General features: G+C 71.6%; 23 protein-coding genes. 2 read left to right on the forward strand and 21 right to left on the reverse strand.

Annotated features, from left to right (window positions below):
* Nucleotides 1-87: 87 nt before the first annotated feature.
* The 11 genes from lgt to hisI all read right to left on the reverse strand — a co-directional run bounded on the left by lgt (nucleotide 88) and on the right by hisI (nucleotide 9,056).
* Nucleotides 88-1,116: a prolipoprotein diacylglyceryl transferase gene (gene lgt, locus ACZ68L_RS28835; RefSeq protein ID WP_469582250.1), complete on the reverse strand. Its 1,029-nt coding sequence runs from the start codon at nucleotides 1,114-1,116 to the stop codon at nucleotides 88-90.
* Between the two features lie 100 nt (nucleotides 1,117-1,216).
* Entirely contained in the window at nucleotides 1,217-2,044 is an 828-nt protein-coding gene (locus ACZ68L_RS28840) for a DsbA family protein (RefSeq protein WP_469582253.1), read from the reverse strand.
* A 74-nt stretch (nucleotides 2,045-2,118) separates the two neighbouring features.
* On the reverse strand, nucleotides 2,119-2,931 hold the full coding sequence (gene trpA / locus ACZ68L_RS28845) for a tryptophan synthase subunit alpha (RefSeq protein WP_469582256.1): 813 nt from the start codon (nucleotides 2,929-2,931) through the stop codon (nucleotides 2,119-2,121).
* Nucleotides 2,928-4,208: a tryptophan synthase subunit beta gene (gene trpB, locus ACZ68L_RS28850; RefSeq protein WP_469582259.1), complete on the reverse strand. Its 1,281-nt coding sequence runs from the start codon at nucleotides 4,206-4,208 to the stop codon at nucleotides 2,928-2,930. The genes trpA and trpB overlap by 4 nt, the downstream gene beginning before the upstream one ends.
* Before the next feature lie 136 nt (nucleotides 4,209-4,344).
* A complete protein-coding gene (trpM, locus tag ACZ68L_RS28855; RefSeq protein WP_469582497.1) occupies nucleotides 4,345-4,512 on the reverse strand; it encodes a tryptophan biosynthesis modulator TrpM in 168 nt (55 codons plus the stop codon).
* Between the two features lie 59 nt (nucleotides 4,513-4,571).
* Complete coding sequence (gene trpC / locus ACZ68L_RS28860) at nucleotides 4,572-5,381, reverse strand: indole-3-glycerol phosphate synthase TrpC (protein ID WP_469582261.1); 810 nt, start codon at nucleotides 5,379-5,381, stop codon at nucleotides 4,572-4,574.
* A gap of 115 nt (nucleotides 5,382-5,496) precedes the next feature.
* Complete coding sequence (locus ACZ68L_RS28865) at nucleotides 5,497-6,033, reverse strand: DUF2752 domain-containing protein (RefSeq protein ID WP_469582264.1); 537 nt, start codon at nucleotides 6,031-6,033, stop codon at nucleotides 5,497-5,499.
* Nucleotides 6,034-6,120: 87 nt separating this feature from the next.
* A complete protein-coding gene (locus ACZ68L_RS28870; protein WP_469582267.1) occupies nucleotides 6,121-6,369 on the reverse strand; it encodes an HGxxPAAW family protein in 249 nt (82 codons plus the stop codon).
* A 127-nt stretch (nucleotides 6,370-6,496) separates the two neighbouring features.
* A complete protein-coding gene (locus ACZ68L_RS28875) occupies nucleotides 6,497-7,144 on the reverse strand; it encodes a TIGR02234 family membrane protein (protein ID WP_469582269.1) in 648 nt (215 codons plus the stop codon).
* Nucleotides 7,145-7,170: 26 nt separating this feature from the next.
* On the reverse strand, nucleotides 7,171-8,661 hold the full coding sequence (locus ACZ68L_RS28880) for an anthranilate synthase component I (protein WP_469582271.1): 1,491 nt from the start codon (nucleotides 8,659-8,661) through the stop codon (nucleotides 7,171-7,173).
* 11 nt (nucleotides 8,662-8,672) lie between these two features.
* A complete protein-coding gene (gene hisI / locus ACZ68L_RS28885) occupies nucleotides 8,673-9,056 on the reverse strand; it encodes a phosphoribosyl-AMP cyclohydrolase (protein ID WP_469582273.1) in 384 nt (127 codons plus the stop codon).
* An 84-nt stretch (nucleotides 9,057-9,140) separates the two neighbouring features.
* On the opposite strand from hisI, the gene ACZ68L_RS28890 reads away from it, so the two are divergent.
* Nucleotides 9,141-9,773, forward strand: coding sequence for a TIGR03085 family metal-binding protein (locus tag ACZ68L_RS28890; protein ID WP_469582276.1), 633 nt, complete (start codon nucleotides 9,141-9,143; stop codon nucleotides 9,771-9,773).
* A 15-nt stretch (nucleotides 9,774-9,788) separates the two neighbouring features.
* Here the strand turns inward: ACZ68L_RS28890 and ACZ68L_RS28895 are convergent, their stop codons facing one another.
* The 10 genes from ACZ68L_RS28895 to hisD form a co-directional block, all read right to left on the reverse strand.
* Nucleotides 9,789-11,033, reverse strand: coding sequence for an MFS transporter (locus ACZ68L_RS28895; protein ID WP_469582278.1), 1,245 nt, complete (start codon nucleotides 11,031-11,033; stop codon nucleotides 9,789-9,791).
* 23 nt (nucleotides 11,034-11,056) lie between these two features.
* Nucleotides 11,057-11,644 (reverse strand): helix-turn-helix domain-containing protein, encoded by a 588-nt coding sequence (locus ACZ68L_RS28900; protein ID WP_469582281.1) that lies wholly within the window; start codon nucleotides 11,642-11,644, stop codon nucleotides 11,057-11,059.
* 196 nt (nucleotides 11,645-11,840) lie between these two features.
* A complete protein-coding gene (gene hisF, locus ACZ68L_RS28905) occupies nucleotides 11,841-12,596 on the reverse strand; it encodes an imidazole glycerol phosphate synthase subunit HisF (protein ID WP_469582283.1) in 756 nt (251 codons plus the stop codon).
* Nucleotides 12,593-12,991: a RidA family protein gene (locus ACZ68L_RS28910; protein ID WP_469582285.1), complete on the reverse strand. Its 399-nt coding sequence runs from the start codon at nucleotides 12,989-12,991 to the stop codon at nucleotides 12,593-12,595. The genes hisF and ACZ68L_RS28910 overlap by 4 nt, the downstream gene beginning before the upstream one ends.
* Nucleotides 12,988-13,713: a bifunctional 1-(5-phosphoribosyl)-5-((5-phosphoribosylamino)methylideneamino)imidazole-4-carboxamide isomerase/phosphoribosylanthranilate isomerase PriA gene (gene priA, locus ACZ68L_RS28915; protein ID WP_469582287.1), complete on the reverse strand. Its 726-nt coding sequence runs from the start codon at nucleotides 13,711-13,713 to the stop codon at nucleotides 12,988-12,990. Before priA ends, ACZ68L_RS28910 begins: the two co-directional genes overlap by 4 nt.
* Nucleotides 13,713-14,396 carry an imidazole glycerol phosphate synthase subunit HisH gene (hisH, locus tag ACZ68L_RS28920; RefSeq protein ID WP_469582289.1) on the reverse strand — a complete coding sequence of 228 codons (684 nt, stop codon included), beginning with the start codon at nucleotides 14,394-14,396 and terminating at the stop codon, nucleotides 13,713-13,715. Before hisH ends, priA begins: the two co-directional genes overlap by 1 nt.
* Nucleotides 14,397-14,406: 10 nt before the next feature.
* Nucleotides 14,407-14,574: a hypothetical protein gene (locus ACZ68L_RS28925; RefSeq protein WP_176740053.1), complete on the reverse strand. Its 168-nt coding sequence runs from the start codon at nucleotides 14,572-14,574 to the stop codon at nucleotides 14,407-14,409.
* The gene (gene hisB / locus ACZ68L_RS28930) at nucleotides 14,571-15,173 is read right to left on the reverse strand and encodes an imidazoleglycerol-phosphate dehydratase HisB (RefSeq protein ID WP_383862861.1); all 603 of its coding nucleotides are present in this window, start codon (nucleotides 15,171-15,173) and stop codon (nucleotides 14,571-14,573) included. Before hisB ends, ACZ68L_RS28925 begins: the two co-directional genes overlap by 4 nt.
* Nucleotides 15,170-16,309 carry a histidinol-phosphate transaminase gene (locus ACZ68L_RS28935; protein WP_469582293.1) on the reverse strand — a complete coding sequence of 380 codons (1,140 nt, stop codon included), beginning with the start codon at nucleotides 16,307-16,309 and terminating at the stop codon, nucleotides 15,170-15,172. Before ACZ68L_RS28935 ends, hisB begins: the two co-directional genes overlap by 4 nt.
* On the reverse strand, nucleotides 16,306-17,628 hold the full coding sequence (gene hisD, locus ACZ68L_RS28940; protein WP_469582296.1) for a histidinol dehydrogenase: 1,323 nt from the start codon (nucleotides 17,626-17,628) through the stop codon (nucleotides 16,306-16,308). The genes ACZ68L_RS28935 and hisD overlap by 4 nt, the downstream gene beginning before the upstream one ends.
* A 138-nt stretch (nucleotides 17,629-17,766) precedes the next feature.
* Between hisD and ACZ68L_RS28945 the strand changes: the two genes are divergently transcribed.
* Nucleotides 17,767-19,368 carry an oxidoreductase gene (locus ACZ68L_RS28945; protein WP_469582299.1) on the forward strand — a complete coding sequence of 534 codons (1,602 nt, stop codon included), beginning with the start codon at nucleotides 17,767-17,769 and terminating at the stop codon, nucleotides 19,366-19,368.
* The last annotated feature ends 100 nt before the right edge of the window (nucleotides 19,369-19,468 follow it).

Here is a 19,468-nt window from a genome sequence, read left to right on the forward strand (position 1 = left end):
TGCCGGCCCGCCCGATCCGGCGATCGAGGACACGCGTGGGGCCCCGAACCAGGCGGTTCGGGGCCCCACGCATGACGAACGCTCGGCTCAGCCGTGCTTCGCCGCCTCCGCGGCGCCGTTCTTCTCCGGCGTCTTCGCGGCACTGTCCTCGGAGTCGTCGGCACGCTCGGCACCGCCGTCCGCGTCAGGACCCGCGTCCACGTCGGACGCGACCGCTCCGTCCGCGTCGTCCGAGGCGTCGCCGTCCTTCACGGCATCGGCGCCTTCGCCGTCCTTCGCGCCTTCGCCGCCCTCGGCGTCCACCGCGCCCGGCTCCACGACCTCCTCGCGCCCCGGCCGCACCTTCGCCGAGATCACCATGTACACCACCGCCAGCAGGAACACGATCCCCGCGGTCCACACGTTGAGGCGTACGCCCAGGATGTGGTGGGCCTCGTCGACCCGCATGTACTCGATCCAGCCGCGCCCCGCGCAGTACGCGGCGACGTACAGCGCGAACGCCCGGCCGTGACCGAGCTTGAAGCGGCGGTCCGCCCAGATCACCAGCAGGGCGACACCGATGCACCACAGCGACTCGTACAGGAACGTCGGGTGGTACGTACCGGCGACCCTGTTGGGGCCCTCGCTGATCTTCAGCGCCCACGGCACATCGGTCGGCTTGCCGTACAGCTCCTGGTTGAACCAGTTGCCCCAGCGGCCGCAGGCCTGGGCCAGGGCGATACCGGGGGCGAGCGCGTCGGCCCAGGCCGGCAGCGGGATCCCGCGGCGGCGGCAGCCGATCCAGGCACCGACGGCGCCGAGCGCGATCGCACCCCAGATGCCGAGGCCGCCCTGCCAGATCTTGAAGGCGTCGACCCAGTTCTTACCGTCACTGAAGTACAGCTGGTAGTCGGTGATGACGTGGTAGAGCCGCCCGCCGACAAGCCCGAAGGGCACCGCCCAGACGGCGATGTCGGCGACGGTGCCGGCTCTGCCGCCCCGGGCGATCCAGCGCTTGTTGCCGAACCAGACGGCGACGAAGACGCCGATGATGATGCAGAACGCGTAGCCGCGGAGCGGGATCGGGCCGAGATCGATCACGCCGGTCGACGGACTGGGAATGTAGGCAAGGTCCATGGCAGGGTCGACGCTACCTTGCCGGGTGGGGCCTACGGCAACCCACCCGACAACGTATGGGTAACGGGCCGGTCATGGATTCCCCCTGCCGGACCACCGCTCAGGAGTGCGACGGCGCCGGTGTGGCCGCGCCCGGCTTCTTGCCCTTGTCGGCCTCGGCGACCCACTTCTTCAGGTTCGCCGCGGTGAGCGGTTCGTTCCCCTTCTTCGGGAAGATCGACTCACCGTTGAGCAGTACGGTCGGCGTGCCCTGGAATCCGCCGTTCCGGAATGCCGTGTTGGACTTCTGGACCCAGCTGTCGTGCTTGCCGTCGTCCACGCAGCCGCGGAAGGCGGGGGTGTCGAGTCCCGGGACCTTCCCGGCGAGCTCGATCAGCTTGGCGTTGTCGCCGAAGGCGTCGTCGGTCTCCTGCGGCTGGTTGCGGTAGAGGACGTCGTGGTACGCGAAGAACTTGCCCGCGCCCTGTGCGCAGGCCGCCGCGTTGGCCGCCCGCAGCGAGCCGCTGCCGCCGAGATTTCCGTCGATGATCGTGGCGAGGTGGTACTCGACCTTCATCTGTCCGGTGCTCTCCAGCTGGTGGATGGTGTCCCGGAACACGTTCTCGAACTGGGCGCAGACCGGGCAGCGGAAGTCCTCCCAGATGGTGAGCGTGGACGGGGCGCCGTCCGCGCCGACCTGGATGGCCAGGCTGTCCTTGCCGGTCGCACCGGACGGTGCGACGACGGGGCCCGCCGTCTTGCTCTTGTTGCCGTTGCCGCCCGTGTTCGCGGCGATCACGCCGACGACGGCGGCCAGCGCCAGCACACCCACCACGGCGCCGCCGACGATCAGCCCGCGCCTGCGGCGCTCGTGCGCCTTCTCGCGCTCACGCCGCTGGACGAGCCGGTCTCGCGCGGCCCTTTTTCCCTGTTCGTTCTTCTCGCTCACACCCGCAGCAACGAACCGGGGAGGCACGCGCGTGCCTCCCCGGTCCAGGTCCACCCGTTTGGGTTACACCCGATTCAGCGCTTTCGAACGCCTTCGGCGAGTTCGCCCGCCAGGGAGCGGACCGCGGCCAGGCCGGCCTCCTCGTCGGGAGCGTCCAGCATGCTCTTGACGAAGGCGGAACCGACGATCACCCCGTCGGCGAAACCGGCGACCTCGGCGGCCTGCCGGGCATTGGAGACGCCGAGGCCGACGCAGACCGGGAGGGACGTGGTGGCCCGGGTGCGCCCGACCAGCTCCTGGGCCTGCTCGCCGACCGACTCACGGGTGCCGGTGACCCCCATCAGCGAGGCCGCGTAGACGAAGCCGGAGCCGGCCGCGGTGATGGTGGCGAGGCGCTCGTCCCTGCTGCTCGGCGCGACGACGAAGACGGTCGCGAGACCGTGCTTGTCGGCATGCTCGCGCCACAGCTCGGACTCCTGGACCGGCAGGTCGGGCAGGATGCACCCGGCGCCGCCCGCCTCGGCGAGTTCGGCGGTGAAGCGCTCGACGCCGTACCGGTCGATCGGGTTCCAGTACGTCATGACGAGGATCGGCACGCCGGTCGCCTCGTACGCCTCGCGGACCGTGCGCATCACGTCGGCGATCTTCACGCCGCCACGCAGGGCGATGTCGTCGGCGGTCTGGATGACCGGTCCGTCGAGCACCGGGTCGCTGTGCGGCAGCCCCACCTCGACGACGTCCGCACCGCCCGCCACGACCGCCTTCACGGCGGCGATCGCGCCGTCGACGGTCGGGAAGCCGGCCGGCAGGTACGCGATGAGCGCGGCCCTGTTCTCCGCCTTGGCCCGCGCGAGGGAGGAACTCAACAGCTCCACATTGCCGCTCACTTGGTGACCTCCTCTTCCCCGTCGGCCACATCGGCCTCGACGACCCCGTCGGTCCCGTCGTACAGCCCGAAGTAGCGGGCCGCCGTGTCCATGTCCTTGTCGCCGCGGCCGGACAGATTGACCACGAGCAGTCCGTCCTTGCCGAGTTCCTTCCCGACCTCCAGGGCCCCGGCCAGCGCGTGGGCGCTCTCGATGGCCGGGATGATCCCTTCGGTACGGGAGAGCAGGCGCAGCGACTGCATGGCGGCGTCGTCGGTGACCGCACGGTACTCGCCGCGGCCGATGTCCTTGAGGTACGCGTGCTCCGGGCCGATGCCCGGGTAGTCGAGACCGGCCGAGATGGAGTACGGCTCGGTGATCTGGCCCTCGTCGTCCTGGAGGACGTAACTGCGCGAGCCGTGCAGGATGCCGGGCTCGCCCGCCGTCAGGGTGGCCGCGTGCTCTCCGGTCTCCACCCCGTGCCCGGCGGGCTCGCAGCCGATCAGCCGGACATGGGCGTCCGGGATGAAGGCGTGGAAGAGCCCGATGGCGTTGGAGCCGCCGCCGACACAGGCGATGGCCGCGTCCGGCAGCCGGCCGGTCCGCTCCAGGATCTGGCGGCGGGCCTCGACGCCGATGACGCGGTGGAAGTCGCGGACCATGGCGGGGAAGGGGTGCGGTCCCGCGACGGTGCCGAAGAGGTAGTGCGTGTGGTCCACATTGGCGACCCAGTCGCGGAACGCCTCGTTGATGGCGTCCTTCAGCGTCCTGGAGCCGGACTTCACGGCGATGACCTCGGCGCCCAGCATCCGCATGCGCGCCACGTTCAGCGCCTGCCGCTCGGTGTCGATCTCCCCCATGTAGATGGTGCATTCGAGGCCGAAGAGCGCACAGGCGGTCGCGGTGGCGACCCCGTGCTGTCCGGCGCCGGTCTCGGCGATGACCCGGGTCTTGCCCATGCGCCTGGTGAGCAGCGCCTGGCCCAGCACGTTGTTGATCTTGTGCGAGCCGGTGTGGTTCAGGTCCTCGCGCTTGAGGAAGATCCGGGCACCGCCCGCGTGCTCGGCGAAGCGCGGGACTTCGGTCAGCGCGCTGGGGCGGCCGGTGTAGTTGATCATGAGCTCGTTGAGCTCGGCGGCGAAGGCCGGGTCGGCCTTCGCCTTGTCGTACTCGACGGCGACCTCGTCCACGGCGGCGACGAGCGCCTCCGGGATGAACTTGCCGCCGAACGCACCGAAGTAACCTTCGGCGCTGGGGACCAGACCCTCCGGGTCCGGGATGAAGAAGTCAGATGACATCCGACGTGCTCCTCGACATCGCAATGGGTGGGTTCACCGTATGCGCCGTGAGCGGAGCGCCACCGCGACCGGAAATGGTCGGGAGGTGCGGTCGTACGTACGACAGGAGTGGTGCGGGTACGTCGGCCGGGGCTCGCTACAGCGCGGACCCCGTGCGCCATCGCATGCCGTTGACCTGGCCGGGCTCGTCGCCGATCACGTACCGCACCCGCCGGCCGTGCACCCGGCGCGCGGGGGCACGGCAGCCGCGGGGGCGGCAGCCGCGCGCCAGCGGCGCGTGCGGGTCCCGGGCAGCCGTCACCATGGCCAGGCGCAGGCGCGGCGAGGTGCGGAGCACGGGACGATCGGCGGACATGGTGCGGGTCAGCCCCGTCCGTGACGGAGCGCCGGGTGGGCGCCCGCGGCGACCAGGTCGGCGACGGCGGCCCTCGGGTCGCGGCCGGTGACCAGGGACTCGCCCACGAGCACCGCGTCGGCGCCCGCGTTGGCGTACGCGATCAGGTCGTGCGGACCGCGGACGCCGGACTCGGCGACCCTGACGATGTGGTTGGGGATCTCGGGGGCGACGCGCTCGAAGGTGGAACGGTCGACCTTGAGGTCCTTCAGATTGCGGGCGTTGACACCGATGATCTTCGCCCCGGCGTCCACGGCGCGCTCCGCCTCCTCCTCGTCGTGCACCTCGACCAGCGGCGTCAGACCGATGGACTCGGCGCGCTCGATCAGGGAGACCAGTGCCTCCTGGTCGAGGGCGGCGACGATCAGCAGGGCGAGGTCGGCACCGTAGGCGCGGGCCTCCCAGAGCTGATAGGAGGTGACGATGAAGTCCTTGCGCAGGACCGGGATGTCGACCTTGGCGCGGACGGCCTCCAGATCGGCGAGCGAACCGCCGAAGCGACGCTCCTCCGTGAGGACCGAGATGACGGACGCGCCGCCCGCCTCGTAGTCCGCGGCGAGCGCGGCCGGGTCGGCGATGGCGGCGAGTGCCCCCTTGGAGGGGCTTGAGCGCTTGACCTCGCAGATGACGGTCACGCCCTCGCCACGCAGGGCGGCGACTCCGTCCTTGGCCGCGGGAGCGCGCGCCGCGCGCTCCTTCAGCTCGTCGAGGCTGACGCGCGCCTGCCGCTCTGCGAGGTCGGCGCGTACGCCGTCGATGATCTCGTCGAGCACACTCACGCGAGCGGCCCCCTTCCAGGACGGTGATGAAGGAACAGGATCAGTCATGTCAATGCTATCCGCAGGAGGGCGAAGGGCCCGAATCCAGTCCGCGAATGTCCCACTACCTGGGCATTCAAGGCGCCAGCGCCGATCCGAACGGGAGATTCCGGACGACCGAGAAGATCAGCAGCACGGCCCCGACCCCCCACCAGACGACGGGTTTCGCGGCGATGCCCATGGGCCTTCCCCGGGCGGCGCGGGCCGTCCAGACCACCCAGAGGACGGCGAAGACCGCGTAGCCGACGACGGCGAGCGCGTTGGAGCCGAGGGCGGCGGCGATGTCGCCGTGCGCGACGGCGTGGGCACTGCGCAGCCCGCCGCACCCCGGGCAGTACAGGCCGGTGAACCGCAGCAGCGGGCAGACCGGGTAGTGGCCCGGCTGATTGGGGTCGACGGCGCCGACGTACCCGAAGGCGCCGATGACCGCGGCCATGACTCCCGCCGGGACGGCGAGCCGCCGGATCGGCGAGGCGGGCACGGGGGCCGGGGGGAAGACGGGCGGGGACGGCCGGCCGGACGCCGGCGGCTGTCCGGACATCGGCGGAGGGCCGGGGGCGGGCCGGGGGCCCGGCGCCGACGGCGCTGCGGCTGGGGTAGGCGATGCGTCCACTCGGTGATTGTCCCCGCTGACGCGGAAAGGCGCAGCCCGGCCGGGCTGCGCCTCGCACACCCGCGGGGTGTCGGGTTGCCGCGTGTGTCAGGAGATCTGGGCCTGCCCGGCCGCCGCCCGGGCCGCGGCCATCTCCGCCGACTCCTTCGGCATACCGAGGCCCGCGGCCTTCATCGCGAGGCCGACGACCCCGCCGAGGAGGATGACGGCGATGCTTGCCCAGAAGCCGATCGGGTTGGCCGCGACCACGAAGACGCCGGCGGCGCAGAAGCCGATGAAGGAGATGATGACACCGGTCCAGGCGGCCGGGGTGTGTCCGTGGCTGCTGCCCGCCATGAGTTGCTCCTTGTTGGTGATGCGCTGTTGGTATCGCTGTACGCAAAGCTGGTGCCGCTGTTGGTGCCGCTGTGCAGAAAGCTCGGCTTCATTGTCCCGTACGCGCGGGTACGGGGTGAGCTCGGGGTCATGCCTCGCCCGTCGGGTCCTCGCCGCGGTCCAGGGCCTTCCAGAGGTCCTCGGGCCGGTCCGGGTCCGGGGCGGTGCGGGCGGCCTTGCGGGGGCGGGGGGTGCCGTCCCGTTCGTACCGTCCCGACATGGTGGGCCAGAGCTTCCCGTACCGCAGGGCGAGCAGCCCGGCGAGGAGGATCAGCAGGCTGCCGGCCGCGGTGACGTAGGGCCACGCGGTGTGGCTGAGGGCGCCGATGGTCGCCGCGGTGTCGCCGGTGGTCTGCGCGGCCTTCTCGTCGAGCGCCGAACTGTCGGAGGCGCCGAGGCAGGCGCTCAGTCCGGCACCGAGGCCACTGAGGGCGAGCAGCCCGGCGACGACCAGCCGCCCGCTGCCGCGCACGGCGAAGACGGCGACGAGGGCGGCCAGGCCGACGATGGCCAGGGCCGCCGGGAGACCGGTGACGTCCTGGCCGTCGGCGGCCAGCGGCAGGGAGCCACCGCCGACGGCCGCCCGGCCCTCGGCCCAGGTCTGGCCGGAGGCGAGCAGGACGACGGTGGCACCGGCCGCGCCGAGGAGCAGTCCGGCGGCCAGGCTGCGGCGGCTTCCCGTGGCGTCGGCGGTGGCCGCTCGGGCACGGGGCTGGGGTACGGGAACAGCACTCACCTACCCCACTATCCCCTACGGCCTCGTCAGCCGTGGAGCCGGTTGGCCGTATGCACCGCGCGGAGCACCGCGGCGGCCTTGTTGCGGCACTCGGTGTCCTCGGCGACCGGGTCGGAGTCGGCGACCACACCCGCTCCGGCCTGGACGTACGCCGTGCCGTCGCGGAGCAGGGCGGTCCGGATCGCGATGGCGGTGTCGGAGTCCCCGGCGAAGTCGAGGTAGCCGACGCAGCCTCCGTACAGTCCGCGGCGGGTCGGTTCGAGCTCCTCGATGATCTGCATCGCACGGGGCTTGGGGGCGCCGGAGAGGGTGCCCGCGGGGAAGCAGGCGGTGAGGACGTCGAAGGCGGTGCGGCCCTCGGCGACCCGGCCGGTGACGCTGGAGACGATGTGCATCACGTGGGAGTACCGCTCGATCGACATGAAGTCGACCACCTCGACGGTGCCGGGTTCGCAGACCCGCCCGAGGTCGTTGCGGCCGAGGTCGACGAGCATCAGGTGCTCGGCGCGTTCCTTCGGGTCGGCGAGGAGTTCGTCGGCGAGCGCCTGGTCCTCCTGCGGGGTGGCGCCGCGGTGCCTGGTTCCGGCGATCGGGTGCACCATGGCGCGTCCGTCCTCGACCTTGACGAGGGCTTCCGGGCTGGAGCCCGCGACGTCGAAGCCGTCGAAGCGGAAGAGGTACATGTACGGCGACGGGTTGGTGGCGCGCAGCACCCGGTAGACGTCCAGCGCGCTCGCCGTGCACGGGGTTTCGAAGCGCTGGGAGGGGACGACCTGGAAGGCCTCGCCGGCCCTGATGCGCTCCTTCACGTCCTCGACGGCGTCCTGGTACGCCGCGCCGCCCCACAGCGCGGTGTACGGGGGGAGCTCGGACGGCGGCAGGGCGGCGGGGGTGTTCTCGACCGGGCGCGAGAGGTCCCGCTCCATGGCGTCGAGACGGGCGACGGCGTCCGCGTACGCCTCGTCGACACCGGTCGCGAGGTCGTTGTGGTTGATCGCGTTGGCGATCAGGAGGACGCTGCCGTCCCAGTGGTCGAGCACGGCCAGGTCCGAGGTGAGGAGCATCGTCAGCTCGGGAAGGCGGAGGTCGTCCTCCGCGCTGTCGCCGATCTTCTCCAGGCGGCGCACGATGTCGTAGCCCAGATAGCCGACCATGCCGCCGGTGAACGGGGGCAGCCCGTCGTCGACGACCAGGTCGTGCGGGGTGTGCAAGGTCTCGATGGTGGCGCGCAGGGCCTGCAGCGGGTCACCGTCGACGGGGACCCCGACGGGCGGGGTGCCCAGCCAGTGCGCCTGCCCGTCGCGTGCGGTGAGGGTCGCGGCGCTGCGCACCCCGATGAAGGAGTAGCGCGACCAGGTGCGGCCGTTCTCCGCGGATTCCAGCAGGAAGGTGCCGGTGCGCTCGCCCGCGAGTTTGCGGTAGAGGCCGACCGGGGTGTCGCCGTCCGCGAGGAGCCGGCGGCTGACGGGGATGACGCGCCGTTCGACGGCCAGCTTGCGGAAGGTATCGAGATCCATGGCGGCTGACCCTACTGGGCGAGCGGGAGGACGTCGGCGTCGAAGCAGGTGCGGTCGCCGGTGTGGCAGGCGGCACCCGTCTGGTCGACCCTGACGAGGACGGTGTCGGCGTCGCAGTCGAGTGCGACGGACTTGACCTGCTGGACGTGGCCCGAGGTGTCGCCCTTGACCCAGTACTCCTGACGGCTGCGGGACCAGTAGGTGCAGCGGCCGGTGGTGAGGGTGCGGTGCAGCGCCTCGTCGTCCATCCAGCCGAGCATCAGCACCTCGCCGGTGTCGTACTGCTGGGCGATGGCCGGGACGAGCCCGTCGGCGCCGCGCTTGAGGCGGGCGGCGATGGCCGGGTCGAGGGTGCCGGACGGCGGCGGGGTGCTGGGCGTGGGCGCGCTGGTCATGCGCCCATTGTGCCGTGGTCGCGGGAGGGGTTCCGTGCGACGTCCACTGGGCGGACCGCGCGCGACGGTCGTACGCTGGCGAACATGTCGACCCATGCGAAGCGCGAACGACTTCTGCTCGCCGACCTGTTGGAGGCGGCGGGACCGGAGGCCCCGACTCTGTGCCGGGGCTGGACGACCAGGGACCTCGCCGCCCATGTGGTGGTCCGCGAACGCCGGCCGGACGCGGCGGGAGGTGCGCTGCTGAGCCTGCTGAAGAACCGCCTGGAGCGGGTGCAGGCGGAGTACGCGGCGAAGCCGTACGAGGAGCTGATCCAGCTGATCCGTACCGGTCCGCCGCGGATGTCCCCGTTCGGTCTGAAGCAGATCGACGAGGCCGCCAACTCCGTCGAGTTCTACGTCCACGCGGAGGATGTGCGCCGGGCCCAGCCGGACTGGTCGCGGCGGGAGCTGGACCCGGTCTTCGCCGATGTGCTGTGGTCCCGTGCGGAGCGGACGGCCCGGCTGCTGGGCCGCAAGTCCCCGGTGGGGCTGGTACTGCGCCGCCCCGACGGCCAGACGGCGGTGGCGCACAAGGGCACCCCGGTCGTGACGGTCACCGGCGAGCCGGGCGAGCTGCTGCTCTTCGTGTTCGGCCGGCAGGACGCGGCGACGGTGGGGCTGGAGGGCGACCAGGACGCGGTGGCCCGGCTGCACACGGCGGAGCTGGGCGTGTAGGGCGTAGGGGGCGGGTCAGCACGGCAGTTCCGCGCGGCGCAAGTGGGTGAAGGTCAGAGCGACCACCGCCCCCACCGCGCACACCGCGGCGCTGGCGACGAAGACCGGGCCCGTCCCCCAGGCGGCGACGGCGGCTCCCGTGACCGGGTAGCTGAGCGGTGCGATCGCGTGGGTGAAGAGCGTCGACACGGAGGTGACCCGGCCCAGATACCCGGGGTCGGTGACCGTCTGGATCAGTGCGCCGCACAGGGAGCCGCCGAGTCCCGCGAAGAGCCCGATGCAGACGGCGACGGCGACGGCGAGGCCCAGCGAGGGCGTGTACGCCAGGGCCGCTATGGCGACCGCGCCGATCAGCACCGTCAGGCACATGACGAGTCCGGCCCGCGGCACCCGGCCGCGCACGGTGAGCAACAGGGCCGACGCGCCGGCGCCGATCCCGAACGCGGCGACGATCCAGCCCATGCCCGAGGCGCCCCAGCCGCGCTCGCGGGCGAGCAGGATCAGCCCGAGGTTGAGCGGCCCCACGAAGCCCAGTTCACTCAGGGCGACGGCGAGCATCAGCGGTCCGAGCACCGGGTGACGGCGGATGTGGCGCAGCCCGTCCACCAGTTCGTGCCAGGCGGTGCCGGACGGTTCGGCGGTCTCCCGGACGGGCAGTGGACCGATCCGCAGGGTCAGGAGCAGCGGCAGCGATACGGCGAAGAGCACCCCGGCCACGGCGAACGCGAGGGTCGGGCCGCCGCCGGCCACCGCGACGCCGCCGAGCGGGGCCCCGACGACATTGGCGGTACGGGAGGCGAGTCCACGCATCCCTTGGACGCGGGCGAGCTGTCCGGCGGCGGTGATCCGGGGCGGCAGGGCGCCGACGGCGGGCAGGAAGAGGGCGTCGACCACGCCGAAGACGAGCGCGACGGCGATCAGCATCCACACGGCGGGCGAGGTGAGCAGCAGCGCGCCCGCCAGGCCCAGCACGACCAGGCAGCGGGCGGCGTCGCTGCCGATGACGACGCGACGCGGTCCTATCCGGTCGGCCAGCACTCCCCCGCCGAGCATCAGCAGGGCTCTGGGTACGGAGCCGACGGCGAGGACGAGTCCGGCCTGGGTGGCGCTGCCGCTGCGGGCGGCGGCCCAGGCGAGCGCCATGTAGTAGACGCTGTCGCCGATCATCGACGCGGTGTAGGCACCGAGCCAGCGCAGGACGTTGCCGTCGCGGTGGGCGGGGCGTTCGGGGGCTTTCGCGGCCGTTGCGGTGACGGTCATGAGGGTCCTCTCGGGGCGCCGGTTCAGGTGCGGAACGGGAATGCGTACAGGTGCATGGCGACGTTCTCGCGCCCCTCCGTGTCGCCCGCCTCGTCGCGGGCCCGCCCGAGGTCCTCGTACCGGTCGATCAGCTCGTGCACCTCGCGGCTGAGCGCGGTGAGCTCCTCGGCGGTGAGCCGGGCGAGGTACTCGGAGCCGGAGGCGGCGCCGCGCCACTCCTCCGGCCAGGTCTGGGCCGAGTCGAGGTAGCGGCGGTACAGCTCGTTGCGCTGGTCGAAGGAGAGCCGGCCGACCGCGGCGTGCGTGGCGGCCTTCTCGGGCGCGTCGCTGAAGTCCTCCTCGTGGAAGGTCAGCCCCTTCGAGGCGGGCTGCCACCAGCGCTCCCGGCCGTCCTTGCCCTGCTGCTCGGCCTCCTCGATCAGGCCGTGGTCGGCGAGCCTGCGCAGGTGGTAGCTGACCAGCGAGACGGCCTCGTCGACCTGCTCGGCGAGCTGGGAGGCGGTGGCCGTGCGGGAGATGTAGAGCAGCCGGTACAGCTTCATCCGCAGAGGGTGCCCGAACGCCTTGAGGGTCTCCAGATCCGAGATCCGGCGCGATTCATTGCTTGCCATGCCGCTCACGGTAGATAGGAAAGAAAACTTGCGCAATATTTATTGCGCAAGAAATGTGGCGGGTTTTTGGTGGCGACGGTGGTGCCGCGTCGATCGGCGGGCGGACGGCCCTGGAACGACGATCGCCGGACGGAGCCGAGAAATCGGCTCCGTCCGGCGATCGATGGGTGCTGCGGTCAATCGATGGGTGCTGCGGTCAGCGGACCGGGTGTCCGGCCTCCTTGAGCGCGCCCTTGACCTCGGAGATCCGCAGATCGCCGAAGTGGAAGACGGACGCGGCGAGTACCGCGTCGGCCCCCGCCGCGATGGCGGGCGCGAAGTCCGCGAGCCGGCCGGCACCACCGGAGGCGATGACGGGGACGGTCACGTGCCGGCGCACCGCCGCGATCATCTCGGTGTCGTAGCCGTCCTTGGTGCCGTCCGCGTCCATCGAGTTGAGCAGGATCTCGCCCGCGCCCAGCTCGGCGGCCCGGTGCGCCCATTCGACGGCGTCGATGCCGGTGCCCTTGCGACCGCCGTGCGTGGTGACCTCGAAGGTGCCGACGGGGGTGCGCCGGGCGTCCACGGAGAGCACCAGGACCTGGCGGCCGAAGCGCTCGGCGATCTCCCGGATCAGGTCGGGGCGGGCGATGGCCGCGGTGTTGACGCCGACCTTGTCCGCACCGGCCCGCAGCAGCTTGTCGACGTCGTCGGCGGTCCGGACGCCGCCGCCGACCGTGAGCGGGATGAAGACCTGCTCGGCGGTGCGGCGCACCACGTCGTAGGTGGTCTCCCGGTCGCCGCTGGACGCGGTGATGTCCAGGAAGGTCAGCTCGTCGGCGCCCTCGGCGTCGTACAGCTTCGCCATCTCGACCGGGTCGCCCGCGTCGCGCAGGTTCTGGAAGTTGACGCCCTTGACGACCCGGCCCTTGTCGACGTCCAGGCACGGGATGACGCGTACCGCGAGAGTCATCGCGCACCTGCCCGGTAGGCCTCGACCTCGACCTCGACGACCAGGCTCGGGTCCACGAAACCGGACACGATGATCATCGACGCCGCGGGGCGGACGTCGTCGAAGAGCTCCTTGTGGGCGCGGCCGACCTCGTCCACGTCCCGGGCGTGCGTGACGTACATCCGGGTGCGGACGACGTCCTCACGGCCCAGACCGAGCTGCTTCAGCGCGTCGAAGGCGACCTTGAAGGAGGTGACGGTCTGCTCGTACGGGCCGCCCGCGGAGATCTGCCCGTTCTCCACCGACGTGCAACCCGCCACCAGGACAAGGCCGTTCGGCAGCTCGACCGCGCGGGAGTAGCCGAACTTCTCCTCCCAGGGGGCGCCCGAGGAGATGCGGTTGACGGAATCGGTCATCCGGAGACCACCTGCAACGCTTCTTCGAGGGTGAACGCCTTCGCGTACAGCGCCTTGCCGACGATCGCGCCCTCGACGCCCGCCGGGACGAGCGAGGAAATGGCCCGCAGGTCGTCCAGCGAGGAGACGCCACCCGAGGCGACGACGGGCTTGTCGGTGGCGGCGCAGACGTTCTTCAGGAGCTCCAGGTTGGGGCCCTGGAGCGTGCCGTCCTTGGCGATGTCGGTGACGACGTAACGGGCGCAGCCCTCGGAGTCGAGGCGCGCGAGCGTCTCGTAGAGGTCGCCGCCGTCTCGGGTCCAACCGCGGCCGCGCAGGGTCGTGCCGCGGACGTCGAGGCCGACGGCGATCTTGTCACCGTGCTCGGCGATGATCTTGGCGACCCACTCCGGGGTCTCCAGGGCGGCGGTGCCGAGGTTGACCCGGGTGCAGCCGGTGGCGAGAGCGGCGGCCAGCGACGCGTCGTCGCGGATGCCGCCGGACAGCTCGACCTTGATGTCCATGGAGCGGGCGACCTCGGCGATCCGCTCCCGGTTGTCACCGGTGCCGAACGCGGCGTCCAGGTCGACGAGATGCAGCCATTCGGCGCCCGCCTGCTGCCAGGCGAGAGCGGCCTGCAGCGGGTCGCCGTAGGAGGTCTCGGAGCCGGACTCGCCGTGGACGAGGCGGACGGCCTGGCCGTCGCGGACGTCGACGGCGGGGAGGAGTTCAAGCTTCGGCATTACAGCGTCTCAATCCAGTTGGTCAGCAGCTGGGCGCCGGCATCGCCGGACTTCTCGGGGTGGAACTGGGTAGCCCACAGGGCGCCGTTCTCCACGGCCGCGACGAACGGCTCGCCGTGGGTGGCCCAGGTGACCCGGGGCGCGCGGATCTTCGCGTTGGTGACCTCCAGGCTCCAGTCGTGCACGGCGTAGGAGTGCACGAAGTAGAACCGGGCCTCGGGGTCGAGACCTGCGAAGAGCTGGGAGTCCTCGGGGGACCGCACGGTGTTCCAGCCCATGTGCGGGACGATCGGGGCCTTCAGCGGGGCGACGGTACCGGGCCATTCGTCCAGCCCCTCCGTCTCCACGCCGTGCTCGATGCCGCGTTCGAAGAGGATCTGCATACCGACGCAGATACCCATGACGGGGCGGCCGCCGGAGAGTCTGCGGCCGATGATCCATTCCCCGCGGGCCTTCTTCAGCCCCTCCATGCAGGCGGAGAACGCGCCGACGCCGGGCACCAGCAGCCCGTCGGCGTTCATCGCCTTCTCGTAGTCGCGAGTGATCTCGACATCCGCGCCGACGTGCGCGAGGGCCCGCTCGGCGGAACGGACATTGCCGAAGCCGTAGTCGAAGACGACGACCTTCTTCCGGCCGCTCTTCTTCGGGTCGCTGTTCTTCGGGTCGCTGTTCCTGGCGCTCACGAGTACCACCTCAGTCCCAGAGTCCCTGGATCCGCATGACGCCCGCGACCAGGCACATCACGGACGCGAGCCCGAGCAGGACGATGACTCCCTTGGGCATCTTCTGCTTCGAGAAGGAGTAGACCCCGCCGGCCAGGAAGAGGCCGACCAGGATCAGGATGGTGTTGAGGCCGGTCACAGCGCGCCCTTCGTGGAAGGAAGGATGCCGGCCGCACGCGGATCGTGCTCGCTGGCGTAGCGCAGGGCGCGGGCGAGCGCCTTGAACTGGCACTCCACGATGTGGTGGGCGTTGCGCCCGTACGGCACGTGGACGTGCAGGGCGATCTGGGCCTGGGCGACGAAGGACTCCAGGATGTGCCGGGTCATCGTCGTGTCGTACGCGCCGATCATGGGCGCCATGTTCTCGGGCTCGGTGTGCACCAGGTACGGGCGGCCGGAGAGGTCGACGGTGACCTGGGCGAGCGACTCGTCCAGGGGAACGGTGCAGTTGCCGAAGCGGTAGATGCCGACCTTGTCGCCGAGGGCCTGCTTGAACGCGGCTCCGAGCGCGAGGGCGGTGTCCTCGATGGTGTGGTGCGAGTCGATGTGCAGGTCGCCGTCGGTCTTGACCGTGAGGTCGAAGAGCCCGTGCCGGCCGAGCTGGTCGAGCATGTGGTCGTAGAAACCGACCCCGGTCGACACCTCGACCTTGCCGGTGCCGTCGAGGTTTATCTCGACGAGCACCGAGGTTTCCTTGGTCGTGCGTTCGACTCTTCCTACGCGGGCCGCGCGAGTCATGCGTCGTGCTCCTTCTTCAGTTCGCGTACCGCATCGAGGAACGCGTCGTTCTCTGCCGGGGTGCCCGCGGAGACCCGCAGCCATCCCGGTACGCCGTTGTCCCGGACGAGGACGCCCCGGTCGAGGATCCGCTGCCAGGCGGCGTGGCTGTCGGCGAAGCGGCCGAACTGGACGAAGTTGGCGTCCGAGTCGGTGACGTCGTAGCCGAGCGCGCGCAGCTCCGTGACGATCCGGTCGCGCTCGCTCTTCAGCTGGGCGACGTATCCGAGCAGCGTATCGGTGTGCTCCAGGGCGGCGAGCGCGGTGGCCTGGGTGACGGAGGACAGGTGGTACGGCAGCCGCACCAGCTGGACCGCGTCGACGACGGCCGGGTCGGCGGCGAGGTAGCCGAGGCGCAGCCCGGCGGCGCCGAACGCCTTCGACATGGTCCGCGAGAGCACCATGGTCGGCCGGCCCTCGATCAGCGGGAGCAGCGAGGCGTGGTGGCTGAACTCGCCGTACGCCTCGTCGACGACGACCATCGACGGCCCGGCCGCCTGGGCCGCGTCGTACAGCGCGAGAACGGTCTCGGCGTCGACGGCGGTGCCGGTGGGGTTGTTGGGCGAGGTGATGAAGACGACGTCGGGCCGGTGCTCGGCGATGACCTTCCGGGCCGCGTCGACGTCGATGGTGAAGTCCTCGTTGCGCGGTCCGGAAATCCAGCCGGTGCCGGTGCCCCGGGCGATGAGGGCGTGCATGGAGTACGAGGGCTCGAAGCCGATCGCGGTGCGGCCGGGGCCGCCGAAGGTCTGCAGCAGTTGCTGGAGCACCTCGTTGGAGCCGTTGGCCGCCCAGACGTTGGCGAGAGCGACCTCGTACCCGGCGGTGCGGCTGAGGTAGCGGGCCAGTTCCGTACGGAGCTCGACGGCGTCCCGGTCGGGGTAGCGGTTGAGGTCGCGGGCGGCCTCGCGGACGCGCTCGGCGATCCGCTCGACGAGCGCCTCGGGCAGCGGGTACGGGTTCTCGTTGGTGTTCAGCCGCACGGGTACGTCGAGCTGCGGCGCCCCGTACGGGGACTTGCCGCGCAGCTCGTCGCGGATCGGGAGCTCGTCCCAGGCGTTGCGGGTGGCCTTGTGGGGGGTGTCGCTGTTCGTCACTGCTGCGGGACCTTCCAGCCGAACCTGGCCTTGAGCGCGGCGCCGTGGGCGGGGAGGTCCTCCGCCTCGGCGAGGGTCACGACATGGTGGGTGACCTCGGCGAGCGCGTCACGCGTGTAGTCGACGATGTGGATGCCGCGCAGGAAGGACTGCACCGACAGGCCCGAGGAGTGGCAGGCGCAGCCGCCGGTGGGCAGGACGTGGTTGGAGCCGGCGCAGTAGTCGCCGAGCGAGACGGGGGCCCACGGACCGACGAAGACCGCCCCGGCGTTGCGGACCCGGTCGGCGAGCGCGGCGGCGTCGGCGGTCTGGATCTCCAGGTGCTCGGCGGCGTACGCGTCGACGACCTTGAGGCCGTCCTCCAGGTCGTTGACCAGGACGATCGCGGACTGGCGGCCGGCCAGTGCGGGCTCGATCCGGTCGGTGACGTGCTTGGTCGCGGCGACCTGAGGCTTCAGCTCGGCCTCGGTGGCGGCGGCCAGTTCCTCGGAGTCGGTGACCAGGACGGCGGCGGCCATCGGGTCGTGCTCGGCCTGGCTGATCAGGTCGGCGGCGACGTGTACCGGGTCGGCGGTGGAGTCGGCGAGGATCGCGATCTCGGTGGGGCCCGCCTCGGCGTCGATGCCGATCCGGCCCTTGAGGAGGCGCTTGGCGGCGGCGACGTAGATGTTGCCGGGGCCGGTGACGAGGTTCACCGGAGGACATTCGGCCGTTCCGTACGCGAACATCGCGACGGCCTGGGCGCCGCCGGCCGCGTACACCTCGTCGACGCCGAGCAGCGCGCAGGCGGCGAGGATGGTGGGGTGCGGCAGACCGCCGAAGTCCTTCTGCGGCGGCGAGGCCACGGCGATGCCCTCGACGCCCGCCTCCTGGGCCGGAACGACGTTCATGACGACGGAGGACGGGTAGACGGAACGCCCGCCCGGCACGTACAGCCCGACGCGCTCGACCGGCACCCACTTCTCGGTGACGGTGCCGCCGGGGACGACCTGGGTGGTGTGCGTGGTGCGGCGCTGCTCGCGGTGGACGAGGCGGGCGCGGCGGATCGACTCCTCCAGCGCGGCCCGTACGGCGGGATCGAGCCGCTCCAGCGCCTCGGCGATCGCGGCGGCCGGGACGCGGGTCGAGTCGAGCCGTACGCCGTCGAATTTCTCCCCCCACTCGATCACTGCCGCCGAGCCACGATGGCGTACGTCCTCGCAGATGGGCCGCACCGTCTCCAGGGCGGCTTCCACGTCGAACTCGGCACGGGGCAGCAGGTCGCGCAGGGCTCCACCCTCGGGGAGGACGTTGCCGCGCAGATCGATTCGAGAGATCACACCGCAATTCTCGCAGACCGCCTCCGGCGTCCGGTCGCCCGTATCACTGGCTGATACATGCCCCGGCCATCACTCCTGACCAATAGCGTTCACGTCGTCACTCAGAGGGAAGAACAGCTCCGAGCGGAAGGGGCACCCGTGACCGAACCGCACGACGGCGATTTTCCGGACGGTCTCAGCGCGGCCGAGCTGGGCATGTGGCAGGCCTTCAGGAACGGCAGTACCTACGATCTGCGCGCGCGTGATCCGGCGCGGGACGATCCGTTCGCCCCGCGTGCCTGGGGACCGGAACGCAGTGTGGACGGGCGCGTCGTCGCCCGGCTGCTGCTGTCCGGTCCCCCGCCGCGGCCCGGCCGGGTCGCCGCGCTGAAGCTCCGGGGCGTGCGGATCACGGGGACACTGGATCTGGCGGGCGGGCGCGTCGCGCCGTACGTCGAGCTGACCGGCTGCCGCTTCGAGAACGAGGTGGTGCTGCCCGAGTGCCACTTCACGACGTTGCGGATCGTCGGCTGCGCGATGCCTCGGCTGGAGGCGGCGCGGCTGCGCACCGAGGGCGATCTGCATCTGCCGCGCTGCCGCGTCGCTCGCGGGATCCGGCTCACCGACGCCCAGATCGGCACCGATCTGCTGATCAACCAGATCGAGATCGGCCCCGACCGCAACGGGCGGGCCCTGGCCGCCGACGGGCTGGCGGTCGCCCAGGACCTGCAGGCGGAACTGGTCGAGGCGCGCGGCGAGCTGAGTCTGCGCGGGGCGAAGGTCGGTGGTTCGCTGAGTCTGCGCGGCAGCCGGCTGCGGGGCAGGGAGGGGCGGCGCGCGCTGAACGCCCCGCAGCTGACGGTGGAGCGCACGTTGTACATGAGCGAGGCGTGGGTGAGCATCGACACCGGGATCCAGGGCACCACTCCCCCGTACGGCATCGTCATGGCCCCGACCCCGGCACGCGGTACGCGTTCGCAGTTCTTCGAGTGCCGCGGCGGGGTGCGTCTGGACGACGGCCGGTTCGGCGACGCGGTCGATCTGCACAAGGCGCGGTTCGTACTGGCCCGGCACGAGGAGCTGTCGCTGCGCCGGATCGTCACCCCGGAGCTGCGCTTCAACGCGGAGCGGCCGGAGGAGGGCCGGGTCGTCCTGAACGGCGCGAGGGTCGTCACACTGATCGACGTGTCGACGAGCTGGCCGGGGCCCGGCGGTCTGGCGATGGGCGGTTTCGTGTACGAGAACCTCGTCCCGTACGGGCACTTCCCGCTCTCCCGGCGCCTGGAGTGGGTGGCGGCGGCGACCCCGGAGTACGTACCGGAGCCGTACGAACGCCTCGCGACGGTGCTGCGCAGCTGCGGGGAGGACGCGGACGCCCGCGAGGTCCTGCTGGCCAAGCAGCGGCGGCGGCGCGAGACGCTGCCGCCCGCGGCGAAGCTCTGGGGCTTCCTGCAGGACTGGACGGTGGCGTACGGCTACCGGCCGGGGCGGGCCGCGGTGTGGATGGCGGTGCTGTGGGCGGCGGGCACGCTGGCCTTCTCCCGGCACGTCCCCGCGGCGATCAAACAGGATGAGCATCCGGAGTGGAACCCGGCGCTGTACGCCCTCGATCTACTGGTGCCGGTGATCAACCTCGGTCAGGACGGCTCCTGGCGGATGGAGGGCGGCTGGCAGTGGACGGCGGCGGTGCTCGTCCTGCTCGGCTGGATACTGGCCACGACGGTCGCGGCCGGCGCTTCACGACTGCTGCGCCGCGGCTGAGAGGCTGTCGGGCGACCTCCGACCGCAGGTCGCCCGACAGCCTCCGAGCGGAATCCGGCCACGGCGGGGAGGAGCGGCGAGCACGGGGCGACCGTCCGAG

This window comes from Streptomyces sp. NPDC104309, assembly GCF_055584025.1.